Consider the following 15,412-nt stretch of genomic DNA (forward strand, 5'->3'; position numbering starts at 1 on the left):
CACATCGTTCGCTTGGTTCGCTTGGTTCGTTCGGCGCCCGTGCTCAGTCGAGGTACTGGCAGGTGGCGCGCGGGGTGTACTGGCCGTGGCCCGCGCGGCCGGTGAACTCCCGCCGGTCGATGACGGGTTCGCCCCGGGACAGCACGGTCTCCACCTGCCCGGTGATCCGTTTGCCCTCGTACGCCGAGTAGTCGACGTTCATGTGGTGCGTGGCGACGGAGAGCGTCTGCTCGTGGTGCGGGTCGTAGATGACGACGTCGGCGTCCGCGCCCGGCGCGATGGTGCCCTTGCGCGGGTAGAGGCCGAACATCCTGGCCGGGGTGGCGCAGGCGATCTCGATCCAGCGGCGGCGGGTGATGTGCCCCTCGACCACGGCCTGATGGAGGAGGTCCATCCGGTTCTCCACCCCGGGCAGCCCGTTGGGGATCTTGGAGAAGTCGCCCCGGCCCATGTCCTTCTGCCCGGTGAAGCAGAACGGGCAGTGGTCCGTGGAGACCACCTGGAGGTCGTTGGTGCGCAGCCCGCGCCAGAGCGCCGCCTGGTGCTCCCTGGGCCGCAGCGGGGTCGAGCAGACGTATTTGGCGCCCTCGAAGTCCGGCTCGGCGAGGTTGTCGGTGGAGAGGAAGAGGTACTGCGGACAGGTCTCGCCGAAGACCGGCAGCCCCTTGTCGCGGGCCTGCGCCAGCTCGGCGACCGCTTCCTCGGCCGATACGTGCACGACGTACAGCGGTGCGTCGGCGACCCGCGCGAGCTGGATCGCGCGGTGGGTGGCCTCGGCCTCCAGCAGGACCTTCCGTACCTCGCCGTGGTAGCGCGGGTCGGTGCGGCCCTCGGCGAGCGCCTGTTCCACGAGGACGTCGATCGCGATGCCGTTCTCGGCGTGCATCATGATCAACCCGGCGTTCTGGGAGGCCCGTTGCATGGCCCGCAGGATCTGGCCGTCGTCGCTGTAGAAGACGCCGGGGTAGGCCATGAAGAGCTTGAAGGAGGTGACGCCCTCCTGGACCAGCAGGTCCATCTCGTTCAGCGAACTCTCGTTCACGTCCGCCACGATCATGTGGAAGCCGTAGTCGATGGCGCATTGCCCGTCCGCCTTGGCGTACCAGGCGTCGAGGCCCTCGCGCAGCGCGCGGCCGGGCGACTGGATGGCGAAGTCGACGATCGTGGTGGTGCCGCCCCAGGCGGCGGCGCGGGTGCCGGTCTCGAAGGTGTCGGCGGCCAGGGTGCCGCCGAACGGCATCTCCATGTGCGTGTGGGCGTCGACCCCGCCGGGGATGACGTACTTCCCGGTCGCGTCGATCGTCCGCTCGGCGGTCCAGCCCTCCGCGACCGTGGACCCGTGCGCGGCGAGGGCGACGATCCTGCTGTCCTCGATCAGGACGTCGGCGTGGGTCTCCTCGGCGGCGGTGATGACAAGCCCGCCACGGATCAGGGTGCGGGTGCTCATGGTGGTGGCGCTCCCTTTCTTGCGGTGCGACTGCCCCTGCGGAGGCGGTTGTTGGTCCGACTGCCCTGACGCGGGCGGTTGTTGGGCCGACTGCCCCGGCCCGAGCGGCTGTTGGCCGCCGCGCCGGAGCGGTCGGGACGGATCAGATGCCCCGCAGGGCCTGTTCGAGGATGGCCGCGCCCTGTTCCGCCTCGGCGACGGTGAGGGAGAGCGGTGGGGCGATCCGCAGCACGCTGGTGTTGTGGCCGCCGCCCTTGCCGATCAACAGCCCGCCCGCGCGCGCCGCTTCGAGTACGGCCGCCGCCCGCTCGGGCGACGCCTCGTCGGTGCCCGGCTTCACCAGTTCGACGCCGATCATCAGGCCCCGGCCGCGGACCTCCCGTACGGCGTCGACCCCCGCGCCGATCCCCCGCAGCCGCTCGATCAGCAGTCCGCCGACCCGCCGGGCGTTGCCCTGGAGGTCGTGCTCCAGCAGGTACGAGAGGTTGGCGAGGCCGGCCGCCATGGTGACGGGGCTGCCGCCGAAGGTCGAAATGGAGTTGGCGTCCAGGCAGTTCATGATGTCGGCGCGGGCCACGACCCCGCCGATGGACATGCCGTTGCCGATACCCTTCGCGAAGGTGAGAATGTCGGGCGGACCGCTCGCGGCGTGTGCCTGCCAGCCCCAGAAGTGCTCGCCCGTACGCCCCCAGCCGGTCTGCACCTCGTCGCTGATCCACAGGATGCCGTGCCGGTCGAGGACTTCGCGGAACGCGGCGTACAGCCCGTCGGGCGGGGCGGTGAACCCGCCGACGCCCTGCACCGGTTCGGCGATGAGCGCGGCCGGTGCGCGGCTGTGGCCGAGCAGGTCCTCCAGGTCGGCCACGCACGCCTCGATGAAGGCGTCGTCGCCGAGGTGCGCGTACGGGCCCCGGTCGCGGACCCCGCCGTGCACGTACAGCGTCTGGAGCGGGGAGAGCGAGGTCGGCGACCAGCCGCGGTTACCGGTGATGGACACGGTGGAGAAGGACCGGCCGTGGTAGCTGTTGCGCATCGCCAGGATCTGGTTCGACGCGCGGTAGGTGGTGGCCAGCATGAGGGCCGTGTCGTTGGCCTCCGTACCGGACGTGGTGAAGAAGACCCGGGCGTCCGGGATGCCGGACAGGGTGGCGATCCGCTCGGCGAGTTCGACCATGGGGCGGTTGAGGTAGAGCGTGGACGAGTGGATGATCCGCCCGGCCTGTTCGCTCACCGCCTTGGTGACCTCGGGCAGCGCGTGGGCGGTCATCGTGGTGAGGATGCCGCCGAAGAAGTCCAGGTAGCGGTTGCCGTCGGCGTCCCACACGTGGCGGCCCTCGCCGTGCGTGATCTCCAGGGGCCGGTCGTAGTACAGGGCGAGCCAGTCGGGGAGGACCGCGCGGTGGCGGTCGAGGAGCCGGTCGGTGCCCTGGGGGGTGCCGGGGCGCCCGGTGGCCTGCGGGACGTCCGTCGTGCCGGTCACGGCTGCACCAGTCCCTCGTACGCGTCGGGCCTGCGGTCCCGGTAGAACGCCCATTGCTGCCGCACTTCGTCGATCACCCCGAAGTCCAGGTCCCTGACGAGCAGTTCCTCGGCCTTGTCGCTCGCCGTCTCGCCGACGAACTGGCCGCGCGGGTCCACGAAGTAGCTCGTGCCGTAGAAGTCGTTGTCGCCGTACTCCTCCTGGCCGACCCGGTTGATCGCCGCGATGAAGTACTCGTTGGCGACGGCGGCGGCCGGCTGCTCCAGCTGCCAGAGGTGGGCGGAGAGGCCGCGCGAGGTGGCGGACGGGTTGTAGACGATCTGGGCGCCGTTCAGGCCGAGCTGGCGCCAGCCCTCGGGGAAGTGCCGGTCGTAGCAGATGTAGACGCCGACCCGGCCGACGGCGGTGTCGAAGACGGGCCAGCCGGCGTTCCCCGGTTTGAAGTAGTACTTCTCCCAGAAGCCCTTCACCTGCGGAATGTGGTGTTTGCGGTACTTCCCGAGGTACGTGCCGTCGGCGTCGATGACGGCGGCGGTGTTGTAGTAGAAGCCCGCCTGCTCGATCTCGAAGACGGGGACCACAATCACCATCCCGGTCTCCCGGGCGAGCTCGCGCATCCGCGTGACGGTGGGACCGTCCGGGACGGGCTCGGCCCACCGGTAGTGCTCGGGCTCCTGCACCTGGCAGAAGTACGGCGCGTTGAAGACTTCCTGGAAGCCGATCACCCGCGCGCCCTGCCGGGCCGCCTCGCGGGCGTGCTCCTCATGCTTGGCGATCATGGATTCGGTGTCGCCGGTCCAGGTCGCCTGGACGAGTGCGGCGCGTACGACTCTGGCCACGGGACTGCTCCTTGGGCGGGATCGTCGACGAGCTTTCTACGCACGTAGATGCGATGCGTAGGAGGAGAACGTAAGCCCCGCCACACACGGGGGCAAGACCATCGTCGTTAACCCGCAGAGTCGATCAAGTTTCACACCCGAGCGGTCGACAACGGGCGGATCGGAGCGCCGACGGGTCAGGCGGCCCCGATCCCGGCCAGCCGCAGGGCATGCACGACATCCCGCTCGTGACCGGCCGAGACGGCCCGCGCCGCGTCGAGGAGCTGCGGTACGAGACGGCGCGGATCCGGTACGGCGATCCGCGCCGCGTCCTCCGGCGTACGGGCCTGGACGAAGGTGCTCAGGAGCGCCTGCGCCTCGTGCGCCCGGCCCGCCTCGCCCAGCGCGAGCACGGCGTCGGCGATCTCCTGGGCGGGGCGGGAGGCGCCCTGGCGGAGCAGCTGGCCGCAGTCGTCGTCGCGGCCGGCGACGGCGAGCGCCCCGGCCGCCGCGGCGAGCTGGGCGGGCGGCAGGGAGGCGGCCTCCCAGAGCAGCTCGGCCCAGTCGGCGCCGAGGCCCGCGCGGTTCAGTTCGGCCGCGAGCAGCGGCAGCTGGCCGGGCGGTCGTCCGGCGGCCTCGCAGAGCAGGACGTGCGCCTCGCCGGACCGGCCCTGGGCGCGGAGCCCGACGAGCGAGGCGACCAGGTCGGCGGCGGCGCGCAGGTCCTCGGGCGAGTGGACGGGCTCGGCGGGGCGGGCGGCATCGGCGAGCGCGCCGCCGAAGCGGGCGCCGCGCGGGGTGTCGCGGGCGCTGGGGGGCGGGGCGGCGGTGAGGGGCGTGGCGACCGGTTCGTCGGCGTCGTCGTCGAGGTCGAGTCCGGCGAACCGGGCCCCGCGCGGCTTGCGCTTGGCGGCGGCGCCGCGCTTCTTCTGCCGGGGCGGCGCGGGTTCCTCGTCGCGGGGCGCGGCCCCTGGGATCTCCCCGGCCCACTGCGGCGAGCTGTCCCGTACGGCACCGGGGTCGCCGGCCCGCGGGCCCGAGCCCGCACTCTGACCCACGCTCGCAGGGCCGTGTCCCTGGCGCTGTAACGGGGCTCCGGGCCCCCACGCGCCGTCGCGAGGTGCGGGGGCGGGGCCGTTCCCGCTTCCGTACGGCCCCTGCGGGGCGGCCTGGCCATGGGCGCCGGCCGCACGCGGTTCGCCCGTCCACGACGACGGGGCGCCGCCGGTCCCGCCCGCGCCCGTACCCCCGCCCGCGTGCCGGGCGGAGCCCGGGGCGGTGTCGCGGGGCGCGGACCGGAGCGGGGCCGGGTCGCGGGTGCCGAACACGGACTCCTCGTCCGCCGGGGACTCCTCCGCGCGGAACCAGCCCTCGGGCGCCACCGGGCGCGGGGCCGGTCCGCCGCGCCCCGGGGTGGTCAGGGCGGTGAGCCGGGAGCGGAGTTCGGCGCAGCGCGCGGACGCGCGCGCGTGGTCGTCACGCACCCACGCGAGGTCGTGCGCCAGCTGCCCGCCCTCGGGCGAGCCCTCCGGGGTCGTACGGAGCTGCCGTACCAGCTCGTCGGCCCGCTCCACGGCGTACGCCTGCTCGCGGAGCATCAGCCGCAGCCGCTCCGACAGCGCTTCCTCGCCACCGGCCCGCCGGTCGTACGCGGCGGCGGACGCCGCGTGCAGCCGGCGCGCGCGTGCCGCCTCGGCCGCCGCCTGCTCGGTGTCCCGGCCCGCGCCGAAGTCCTGGAGCAGCGACTCCACGACGTCCCACGGGGGTATCTCGACGCCGTCGAAACAGGCGCGCAGCCCGTCGGGGTCACGCTGCCTGAACACGCCGTACCAGCCGCCGCCCGGGTCGAGCAACGACGTCAGGTCGCGCAAGTACCGAGCGAACGCGCCTATTTCTGCCGGGAGTTGATGCACCGTCATCGCTGCCCCGTTCTGACCCCCCGTGCCTGCCCTGCGGTCAGGTGGCATTCGACCGCAGCCGTGTTACAGGACGGCTACGCGCACTTTTCCGGGACGGTGCGGTGTGATCGGCACACCACGCTGCGCCAGTGCGCCGGTACGGGGGTCCGCACGGGGGCCGGTGCCAGGGCCGGTGCCGGGGCCGCCGCTCAGAACGTGACGGCGATTCCGACCGTCTTGGTCTTGCCGCGCCGGAAAATCCGGGCCGGCCGGTCGATCGCCCAGAACTGCCAGGTGTACTTGCGGGTCAGGAGCCGACGCACCCGGTCGTTCTCGGACACGTCCAGCACCCGGGCCGTGCCCTCGACGGTGGTCGCGCCCGGCGCGATGCGTCCGCGCACGTCACAGGCCGCCAGGACCACATGGCCGTTGTTGCGGATCCGTTTGACCTTCCAGGCGTCGTCCCTGGTCCAGATGAACAGCTCACCGTTCTCCACGGCGTGCCAGACGGGGGTGGCGACACCCGTGCCGTCCTTGCGGTAGGTGGTGATGCTGACATAGCGGGCGCGGCCGAGTTCGCCGACTTCGTCGAGGGTGGTCACGGACGCGAGACTACGCGCTCCCGGGCCCGCAGGCACGCCCCTCGCCCGGCTCCCCGGCACCGGCGTTCCCCGCTTCCGACGAGAAGGGCGACGAGGCCGCCCTCGCCTCCGTCAACTGCGGAAGATGATCACGCGTCCAGGCGCACAGGGTGTCCAGCGGAACGATCAACGCCCGCCCGAGCGCCGTCAGTTCGTACTCGACCCGGGGCGGGTTCTCGTCGTACGCGGTACGGGTGAGGAAACCGTCGCGCTCCATCGCCCGGAGGGTCTGGGTGAGCACCTTGGCACTGATGTGGTGCAGGGGAACACGCAGTTCGGTGAAGCGACGCGGCCCGCCCTCCAGACAGCGCAACACCAGGGCCGACCATTTGTCGCCGACCCGGAAGGGTCGCGGCCCGTGCGAGCAGCGCGGGTCCGGGAACAGGTCCGCCGGCAACGGTTCTCTCGTCTTCTGGGTCATCCTTCCGACGATAGGGGACGGCGTGCCGGGGCCGTGGCCGCGTGGCCGGTTCCCTTGCGGTAACCGGGGGTCGGCGTTCTACGGTCCCCGGCATGAGCGACATCATTGTTTTCGGAGCGGGCGGACGGGTCGGCCGGGCGGTCGTGACCGAGGCGGTGGACCGGGGCCACCGCGTCACGGCGGCGGTCCGGGATCCGGGGCGGCACCGGGGTCTCACCCGGACCGGGGTGACGGTGGTAGGGGGCGACGCGACGGACCCGGACAGCGTGGCCGCGACGGCCGCCGGTCATGACGCGGCGGTCAACACGGCCGCCCGGCTGGACATCGGGGCGGAGGAGTTCTTCGTCGCGGGAGCGAAGGCCATGATCGCCGGGCTGGCCCGGGCCGGTGTCGGGCGCCTGGTGGCGCTGGGTATCGCCTCGGCGCTGGAGACGGCGCCCGGCGTACGGGTCATGGACGCGCCGGACTTCCCGGCGGCGTACCGGGCCTTCACGCAGGGCCATGTGTCGGAGTTCGACACGCTCGTCGCGGCGGGCGGCGCGCTGGACTGGCTGGTGATCGCGCCGCCGATGGACCTGGACGCCGCCGCGCCCAGTGCCGGCCGGTACCGGACGGCACTGGGCCGCCAAGTGAACGGCCCCGGCCGGCTCGCGCACGCGGACCTGGCGATCGCGGTGGTCGACGAGATCGAGAAGCCGCGCCATCACCGCGTCCTGCTGGCCGTCGCGGACTGAGCACACCGAGCACAGCAAGCACACCAGGTACGCCGTCCCGTGGTGAACTCCCGCGCGTCCCGGGCTCGTTCACCCCTCCCCCTCGGCCCCTCCGCTGAACGCGCCCCCCGCCGCGGCCGTATAGAGGGGCGGTCCGCACATCCCCGGTGGGCCGCCCCCGGCAGGGAAGGCAGGCCATGGCCGGCAATGTCACCGCACTCTTCCGTGCGTCCACCGCGCACAGCCCCTCGATCTCCATGCTCAACCGGGCGGGCGGCGGGGCGGCGGGCCGGATCGCCGACTTCTGCGTCCCGTGCAACCCGTACTTCCCCACCCCCGCGATGTTCGAGGCGCTGGGCGCGAGGATCCGCGACATCCTCACCTACTATCCGAGCGGCGCCGACACCATCACCGCCGAGCTGTGCCAGGTCCTCGGTCTGAATCCGCAGACCGTTGCCATGGGGAACGGCTCCACCGAACTCATCACCTGGATCGACCACTTGCTGGTCCGCGACTCGCTCGCGGTGCCCGTCCCGACCTTCGGGCGGTGGACCGACCAGCCGATGGAGACCGGCAAGCGCTGCGACATGTTCCTGCTGCCGGAGGCGCACGGCTTCCGGCTGGACCCCCAGGCCTTCGTGCGTTTTGTCCAGGACCGGGGCTCCCGTACCGCCGTCATCTGCAACCCCAACAACCCGGACGGCGGGCTGCTGACCAAGGCCCAGGTGCTCTACCTGTGCGACTCCCTCCGGGACCTCGACCTCGTCGTCGTGGACGAGTCGTTCCTGGAGTTCGCCGACGCGGCGCGCGAGACCAGCGTCGTGGACGAGGCCCCGCTCCGTACGAATGTGATCGTCCTGCGCAGCCTCGGCAAGAACTTCGGGCTGCACGGAGTCCGGTTCGGCTATCTCGTCGCCAATCCGTCGCTCGCCGGGAAGGTCCGCTCGATGCTTCCCAAGTGGAACCTCAACGCCTTCGCCGAGCATGTGGTGTTCATGTTGAAGGAGCACCGCCAGGAGTACGCCGAGAGCCTGGAGCTGGCCCGGCGCGACCGGCAGGCGATGATCGCCCGGCTCGCCCAGCTGCCGGGGCTCACGGTCTACCCCTCACAGGGCAACTTCGCGTTCGTGCGGCTCCCGGAGGGCGTGGACGGCGCGGTGCTGCGCGACCGGCTGCTGGCGGAGCACGGGGTGCTGGTGCGCGAGTGCGGCAACAAGGTGGGATCGTCCAGCCGGTTCCTGCGGCTGGTCGTGCGGCGGGCGGACGAGGTGCAGCGCCTGATCTCCGGGATGGAGCAGGTGCTGTACGGCCGCCAGGTCACCCCGGCCCCGCTGCCGCCGGCCGTACCGCAGCCGATGCTCGCGCAGGTGCCGGTGCCGGCCAGGGGCCTCGCCGCCCCGCAGCCGGCCGCCCAGCCCCAGGGCCTCGGGCTGGTCCCGGCCCAGGTCTGGCCCGCCGCGCCCCTGGGCCCCGCGCCAGCCGCCATGCCCCTGCCTCCGGTGACGAACGGCCGGGGCTACACGTCGGGCACCCCGGCGGTGGACCGGCTCATCTCGGGGGCGTAGGGAGAACCCTCAACCCGGGGGCGCAGGGAGGACCCGGCGTGGCCGCCGAACCGTATCGTTACGGGGATGGTGGAGATAAAAACCGATGCGTCCTTGGATGCCATGCGGGCCGCCGGCCGGGTGGTCGCACAAGCGCTGACGGCGGTACGGGACGCGGCGGCCGTGGGGGTCCCGCTGCGCGCCCTGGACGAGAGGGCCCGCGCCGTGCTGCGCGAGGCGGGAGCGGACTCTCCCTTCCTCGGCTATCACCCCGCCTGGGCGCCCCTCCCCTATCCCGCCGTCATCTGTACGTCGGTCAACGACGCGATCGTCCACGGCATCCCGGACACCTACCGGCTGCACGACGGCGATCTGGTCAGCATCGACTGCGGGGCGACGCTGGGCGGTTGGGTGGGAGACTCGGCGGTCAGCTTCACGGTGGGCCGCGCCAGACCGGCGGACGTACGGCTCGTCGAGACGGCCGAGGCGGCGCTGGAGGCGGGGATCGCGGCGGCCGTCGTCGGCAACCGCATCGGCGACATCGCGCACGCGGTCGGCCGCGTCTGCCGTGCGGCCGGGTACGGCATACCGAACGGCTTCGGCGGGCACGGCGTGGGCCGGACGATGCACGAGGACCCGGGCGTCCCGAACGAGGGCCGTCCCGGCCGGGGGATGCCGCTGCGCCACGGCATGGTGCTGGCGATCGAACCGATGCTGATCGCCAGCGGCACGGACCGGCACTACACCGCCCCCGACGGGTGGACGATCCGCACGCTGGACAAGAGCCGCGCGGCGCACACGGAGCACACGGTCGCGATCACGACGGACGGCCCGCGCATCCTCACGGCTCTGTGAGCCGTGGGCGCGGGCCGTCCTCAGGTGCCGTGCCTATTGCTTGCCGGCCGGCCTATTGCCTGCCGACCTACTGCTTGCCGGCCTACTGCTTGCCGGCCTACTGCTTGCCGGCCGGGCTGACCACCATCGCCGAGCCGCCGCCCCTGCGGACGGTCTCCGCCGCCGCCAGCCAGCGGCCGTCCGGCAGTCGCTGGACGCCGGTGGCGGCGCCGATCTCCGGGTTCTGCGTGAACACGTGCCCCAGCGCCTCCAGTTGCTGCCGCACGGGGCTGTTCCACAGCCCTGGCTCCAGCTCCGTGGCCGCCGCGTTGCGCTGGCTCGCGCGGGGCGCGGCGATCGCGTCGACCAGCGGCAGACCCCGGTCGACCACGCCCGTCAGGGTCTGGAGAACCGTGGTGATGATGGTCGAGCCGCCGGGCGAGCCGAGCGCCAGGACGGGCCGGTCGTGCCGGTCCAGCACGATCGTCGGGGAGATCGAGGAGCGCGGGCGCTTGCCGGGCCCGGGCAGGTTCGGGTCGTGGACCGCCGGGTTGGCCGGGGCGAACGAGAAGTCCGTCAGCTCGTTGTTGAGCAGGAAGCCCCGCCCCGGCACGGTGATCGCGCTGCCGCCGGTGGACTCGATCGTCAGGGTGTACGCGACGACGTTGCCCCACTTGTCGGCGGCCGTCAGGTGCGTGGTGTTCTCGCCCTCGAACGTGGTCGGCGCGGCGGTGCCGCCCGGCGCGCACGGCGTCGGGTTGGCCGGATCGCCGGGCGCCAGCGGGCTCTTGAGGACCGCGTCGTCCTTGATCAGGCATTCGCGTGAGTCCGCGAAGCGCTGCGACAGCAGCCCCTGGGTGGGGACGTCCTCGAAGGCGGGGTCACCGAGCCAGCGGCCCCGGTCCGCGAACGCGATCCGGCTCGCCTCGATGTAGCGGTGGAGGTACCGCGCCTGGGTGGCCTTCGAAAGGTCCGTGTTCTCCAGGATGTTGAGCGCCTCGCCGACGCTCGTACCGCCGGACGACGACGGCGCGATGCCGTACACGTCGAGGCCCCGGTAGGAGACCTTCGTCGGTGCCTGGCGCTTCGTCCGGTACGCGGCGAGGTCCCGGGTGCTGAGGTCGCCGGCGCGGACGACGCGGGTCGCCTTCGGGTCGACGGGAGGCGTCCGTACCGTACGGACGATGTCGCGGGCCAGCTCGCCCTCGTACAGGGCGTCGGTCCCCCGGCGCCCCAACTCCGCGTACGTACGCGCCAGATCGGCGTTCTTGAAGGTCGAGCCGACGACCGGCAGCTGCCCGCCGGGCAGGAACAGCTTCGCGGACGCCGGGAAGTCGGCGAACCGCGCCTGGTTGGCCTGGGTCTGGGTGCGGAAGGTCTCGTCGACGGTGAAACCGTCCTTGGCGAGCTTCTCGGCGGGCTGGAGCAGCTGCCCGAGGGACCTGCTGCCCCACGCGTCGAGCGCGGTGTCCCAGGTGGCGGCGGTGCCGGGCGTGCCGATGCTCAGCCCGCTGGTCACCGCGTCCGCGAACGGGATCGGCTTGCCGTCCTCCAGGAAGAGTCCGGAGTCGGCGGACCGGGGGGCGGTCTCACGGCCGTCGATGGTCTGGACCGTACGGGACCTGGCGTCGTAGTAGACGAAGTAGCCACCGCCTCCGATCCCGGCGGAGTAGGGCTCGGTGACTCCGAGCGCCGCGGCCGTGGCCACCGCCGCGTCCACGGCGTTGCCGCCCCGGCGCAGCACCTCGATCCCGGCGGCGGAGGCGTCCGCGTCGACGCTCGCCACCGCTCCCCCGTATCCCGCGGCCACCGGCGTCTTCACCGGCGGCTTGGTGGCGGGGGTCTTAGCCGAAGCCCCGGGGGCCGCCGTCGAGGGCGGCGCGGCCGCGCCCACCGCGAGCATGGCCGCGGCGACGGCCACGGCCGACACATTCCGAACAGCGGAGCGATGCATCCGTACCTCCAGTCAGGAACCGTCCGCGCACTGTAACTTCACGGCAACCTGCCCGCCAGGACCGTCTCGAACAGTGGTGCGGTGGCGGCCCGCCCCCGCTAGCATGCGCGCCCATGACGGACGACGTACGCAACATCGTGCTGGGCGTGGTCGCCGCGGGGGTCACCGCTTCTCTGGGGTGGATCTTCCGCACCTATCTCTGGCGGCGGGCACTGCGCCGCAAGCAGGCCTTCTTCGGGCTCCCGGGGCACTCCGACTGCCTGCTCGTGGTCAACCGGGAGGCGGGCGGCGACGGCGCGGTCCACCGCTACGACGTCTTCGCCCTGCTGGAGTTGTCCGCCCTCATCAAGGACTGCGGCGCGCACGCGAGGATCGTCCAGCACGACGCCACCCAGCAAGGCTTCGGTGAGCGCACGGAGTTCTGCCTCGGCGGCCCGGCCTCGAACCGCCGGATGACGGCCCACCTCCAGACGCTGCTGCCCGGTGTGACGATCAACACGCAGTCGGAGCCGGGGCCGGACCGGGGAGCGTACGAAATAGGTTCCGAGCGGTACGCGGCGGAGCCGGGGGTCGCCGAGTACGTCCTGCTCGCGCGGCTCACCGCCGGCGAGGGGGCGCGCCCGGTCTTCCTCTTCTGCGGGCAGCGGGCGATCACCAACCAGGCGGCCTCCCGCTATCTGGCCCGCCACCACGAGAAGCTGGCGCGCAAGTACGGCGGCGGCTCGTTCTGCCTGCTGCTGAAGGTGGTCAACTCGCAGGCGTACGGCCCCGACGTGGTGGAGCTGGTGGCGGACGTGACGCGGGCGGCCCAGCAGGCCCGGCAGGCCCCGCAGGGGGCGGACGCGGCGTAGGCGGGAGACGGGAAACGGGAGCGACCGTACGAGTACGGGCCGGACGCCGCGGAACGGCACCCCCGCCGCTTACCTCCGCGACGCGGGCCCGCTCCACATCGAGCACAACCCGACCGGCTCGCAGCTGACCTTCCACCCGCCCCGGCCGGACGTTGGCGCACGCCGGTCCTCGGTACGAGAAGTGATCTCCGGCTGCTGCCGGACGGGCCATTGCCCCTGAGCTACTGCGCGCCCGGCAGCAGCGTCCCTGGTTCGGCCGGGGGTACCCCCGCGGCCTCTGTTCTCGGACTGCGCCGCTGCCGCCTGGCCAGCCGGTGGGCGAACCAGGAGAGCAGCATGCACATCCCGATGTAGATCGGCGAGATCACCATCACCACAGGGATGAACGGCAAATCGTAGTCGAGATTCGACGCGATGAGCTTTCCCGCGTGGAGAAACTCCTCATAGGTGATCAGATAGCCCAGCGAGGTGTCCTTGAGCGCGACCACCAACTGGCTGACGATCGTGGGGAGCATGGCCCGTGCCGCCTGCGGCACCAGCACGTAGCTCATGACCTGGGTCTTGCGCATGCCCAGCCCGTACGCGGCCTCCCGCTGCCCGCGCTCGACCGAGTTGACTCCGGTACGGAACACCTCGGCGAGCACGGAGCCGTTGTAGAAGGTCAGTCCGGCCACCAGCGCGGGCAGTGCCTGCACCCGCAGCGCCACGAAGATGAAGAAGATCATCACCAGGACGGGCATGGCCCGGAAGAATTCGACGAGCAGGGTGGCGAGCCACCGGACCGGCCGGTGGGCGGAGAGCCGCCCGGCGGCCAGCACGACGCCCAGCCCCAGCGAGAGCACGGCCGCGAGCGCGAAGGCCTTGAGGGTGTTGCCCAGGCCGCGCAGGAGCAGTTCCTGAATCCCCTTGTACTGGAAGGGAGTCCACTTGACGGCGGCGAACTGCCCGGAGTCCAGCAGGAGGAACAGCAGCCAGCAGACGACACCCACCAGCGCGGCGGTCGACACCACCGCGTACAGGCCGTGCCGCCGGCGGGTGCCGGGGCCCGGGAGGTCGTAGAGGACCGTCGACTCGCTCACCGGGCGATCCCCCAGCGTTTCTCCATGACGCCGAAGAGGGCGCTCAGCGACAGGGTGATGATCAGGTAGCCGACGGCGATCCAGACGAAGGTCCAGACGATGCTGAACCCCCGCTCGTTGAGGGTCCGGTAGGTGCCGAGCAGCTCGGTGACGCTGAACGCGCCGGCGATCGCGGAGTTCTTCGCGAGGGCGATCAGGGTGGAGCCGACCGGCGGGATGACCGTACGGAACGCCTGGGGCAGCACGACGTACGCCAGGGTCTGGGGGAAGGTCATCCCGAGGCTGCGGGCGGCCTCCCCCTGGCCCTTGGGCACGGTGTTGATGCCGGAGCGCACCACCTCGCAGATGAACGCCGAGGTGTAGCAGCCGAGCGCGAGGACCGCGAACAGCCGGAAGGGCAGGACCAGTCCAAAGCGCGGCAGCCCGAGCAGGACCGCGAAGAACAGCAGGGTCAGGGGGGTGTTGCGCAGGATGTTCACCCAGGTCGCGCCGACCGCCCGCAGGGCGCGGACGGGGGCGACCCGGAAGGCCGCCATGAGCAGTCCCACGGACAGCGCGATCAGCGACGCGTAGAACGTCAGCTCGACGGTGCTCAGGAAGCCCTCGCGGTAGAGGGAGAAGTTCTGGGTCAGTACGTCCATGGCCGGCCTCAGCTCGCCGGGTAGCGGTCGACGGGCGGGGCGGAGGTCGCGGGGCGGCCGGAGAGGCCCAGGGTGGCGTCGTACGCCTTCTGCCAGTCGCCGTTCCTCCGGTGGGCCTCGACGGCGTCGTCGAGCGCCAGGCGCAGGGCGTGGTCGCCGCGCGGGACGCCGATGCCGTACGGCTCCTCGGAGAAGGTCTCGCCGACCACCTTGAGCTCGTCGGGGACCTTGGCCGCGAAGCCCTGGAGGATGGTGTCGTCCGTGGTGACGGCGTCCACCTGGAAGGTCAGCAGATTGTCCACACAAACGGAGTAGGCGTCGTACGCGACCAGTTCCGCGCGTGGGTGGTCCTGCTGGATCCGCTGGTACGGGGTGGACCCGGCGGCCGAGCAGACCCGTTTGCCGGCCAGGTCGGCGGGGCCCTTGATGTCCTTCTCGCCGGCGCCGACGAGCAGCGACTGCCCCGCGAGGTAGTAGGGACCGGCGAAGCCGACGAGCTTCTTGCGCTTGTCGTTGATCGTGTAGGTGCCGACGTAATAGTCGATCTGCCCGTTCTGGAGGGCGGTTTCGCGGTTGGCGGAGGCGATCGTACGGAAGCTGACGGACCGGGGGGCGAAGCCGAGGGAGGCGGACATCATCCGGGCGATCTCGATGTCGAAGCCGGAGTAGACGCCGGTGGCCGGGTCCTTCTCGCCCATGTACGGCTGGTCCTCCTTGGCCCCCACGACCAGGTGACCGCGCCGCTTCGCCTGGTTCCAGGTGGCCGACGCGGGGAGCCGGAAGCCGCCGTCCACGGCGTACCGGGGCAGGGCGCCCACCCGGGGTCCCTTCACCGGTGGGCTGCCGTCCTTGCCGCAGCCGGCGCCGAGCGCGGCGGCGAGCAGGACGAGCGCCGCAGCCGTGAACGTGCGCGCCGTACGCGGCGGTCTGCCGGGCATCACGGTCCGCACTCACCCCCTCTCGACCGGTCGAGGTCAGCGCAAACTATCCAGCCGGACAAGGGACTTCACGGCCGACACGCTAAAATCGGGCATAAGCCGTATTTACTGCACAGGCGCGCTGGTACGGGCGCTCGCGCGCCGGACTCCGCG

The 15,412-nt window shown here is 72.1% G+C and carries 14 protein-coding genes; 4 read left to right on the forward strand and 10 right to left on the reverse strand.

The window, feature by feature from the left end; genetic code table 11:
• Positions 1-43: 43 nt before the first annotated feature.
• The 6 genes from hydA to ACIO1C_RS15580 form a co-directional block, all read right to left on the reverse strand.
• A complete protein-coding gene (gene hydA, locus ACIO1C_RS15555; protein ID WP_401863260.1) occupies positions 44-1,447 on the reverse strand; it encodes a dihydropyrimidinase in 1,404 nt (467 codons plus the stop codon).
• A 142-nt stretch (positions 1,448-1,589) separates the two neighbouring features.
• Positions 1,590-2,927 (reverse strand): aspartate aminotransferase family protein, encoded by a 1,338-nt coding sequence (locus tag ACIO1C_RS15560; RefSeq protein WP_401863261.1) that lies wholly within the window; start codon positions 2,925-2,927, stop codon positions 1,590-1,592.
• Positions 2,924-3,766, reverse strand: coding sequence for a nitrilase-related carbon-nitrogen hydrolase (locus ACIO1C_RS15565; protein ID WP_401863263.1), 843 nt, complete (start codon positions 3,764-3,766; stop codon positions 2,924-2,926). The genes ACIO1C_RS15560 and ACIO1C_RS15565 overlap by 4 nt, the downstream gene beginning before the upstream one ends.
• 176 nt (positions 3,767-3,942) lie before the next feature.
• Positions 3,943-5,616, reverse strand: a complete 1,674-nt coding sequence (locus tag ACIO1C_RS15570) for a hypothetical protein (protein ID WP_401863266.1) — start codon at positions 5,614-5,616, stop codon at positions 3,943-3,945.
• Positions 5,617-5,852: 236 nt separating this feature from the next.
• On the reverse strand, positions 5,853-6,245 hold the full coding sequence (locus ACIO1C_RS15575) for a PPOX class F420-dependent oxidoreductase (RefSeq protein ID WP_401863268.1): 393 nt from the start codon (positions 6,243-6,245) through the stop codon (positions 5,853-5,855).
• A gap of 10 nt (positions 6,246-6,255) precedes the next feature.
• Positions 6,256-6,705, reverse strand: coding sequence for a winged helix-turn-helix transcriptional regulator (locus ACIO1C_RS15580; RefSeq protein ID WP_401863270.1), 450 nt, complete (start codon positions 6,703-6,705; stop codon positions 6,256-6,258).
• Positions 6,706-6,797: 92 nt separating this feature from the next.
• Here ACIO1C_RS15580 and ACIO1C_RS15585 point away from each other — a divergent pair, with 92 nt between their 5' ends.
• The 3 genes from ACIO1C_RS15585 (at position 6,798) to map (ending at position 9,817) form a co-directional block, all read left to right on the forward strand.
• On the forward strand, positions 6,798-7,439 hold the full coding sequence (locus ACIO1C_RS15585) for an NAD(P)-dependent oxidoreductase (protein ID WP_401863272.1): 642 nt from the start codon (positions 6,798-6,800) through the stop codon (positions 7,437-7,439).
• A gap of 176 nt (positions 7,440-7,615) precedes the next feature.
• Positions 7,616-8,983: a pyridoxal phosphate-dependent aminotransferase gene (locus tag ACIO1C_RS15590; protein ID WP_401863275.1), complete on the forward strand. Its 1,368-nt coding sequence runs from the start codon at positions 7,616-7,618 to the stop codon at positions 8,981-8,983.
• 66 nt (positions 8,984-9,049) lie between these two features.
• Positions 9,050-9,817: a type I methionyl aminopeptidase gene (gene map / locus ACIO1C_RS15595; RefSeq protein WP_401863278.1), complete on the forward strand. Its 768-nt coding sequence runs from the start codon at positions 9,050-9,052 to the stop codon at positions 9,815-9,817.
• Between the two features lie 97 nt (positions 9,818-9,914).
• Here map and ggt read toward each other — a convergent pair whose 3' ends face one another.
• Positions 9,915-11,750 (reverse strand): gamma-glutamyltransferase, encoded by a 1,836-nt coding sequence (gene ggt, locus ACIO1C_RS15600; protein ID WP_401863281.1) that lies wholly within the window; start codon positions 11,748-11,750, stop codon positions 9,915-9,917.
• 113 nt (positions 11,751-11,863) lie between these two features.
• Between ggt and ACIO1C_RS15605 the strand changes: the two genes are divergently transcribed.
• On the forward strand, positions 11,864-12,601 hold the full coding sequence (locus ACIO1C_RS15605) for a hypothetical protein (RefSeq protein ID WP_401863283.1): 738 nt from the start codon (positions 11,864-11,866) through the stop codon (positions 12,599-12,601).
• Between the two features lie 221 nt (positions 12,602-12,822).
• On the opposite strand, the gene ACIO1C_RS15610 is transcribed toward ACIO1C_RS15605, so the two are convergent.
• The 3 genes from ACIO1C_RS15610 to ACIO1C_RS15620 are packed head-to-tail and all read right to left on the reverse strand — an operon-like array spanning position 12,823 to position 15,259.
• Positions 12,823-13,680, reverse strand: coding sequence for an amino acid ABC transporter permease (locus ACIO1C_RS15610; protein ID WP_401863285.1), 858 nt, complete (start codon positions 13,678-13,680; stop codon positions 12,823-12,825).
• Positions 13,677-14,321: an amino acid ABC transporter permease gene (locus ACIO1C_RS15615; RefSeq protein ID WP_401863288.1), complete on the reverse strand. Its 645-nt coding sequence runs from the start codon at positions 14,319-14,321 to the stop codon at positions 13,677-13,679. Before ACIO1C_RS15615 ends, ACIO1C_RS15610 begins: the two co-directional genes overlap by 4 nt.
• A gap of 8 nt (positions 14,322-14,329) precedes the next feature.
• A complete protein-coding gene (locus tag ACIO1C_RS15620; protein WP_401863289.1) occupies positions 14,330-15,259 on the reverse strand; it encodes a glutamate ABC transporter substrate-binding protein in 930 nt (309 codons plus the stop codon).
• Positions 15,260-15,412: the final 153 nt, after the last annotated feature.

This window comes from Streptomyces sp. NPDC087420, assembly GCF_044744165.1.
Lineage (GTDB): Bacteria > Actinomycetota > Actinomycetes > Streptomycetales > Streptomycetaceae > Streptomyces.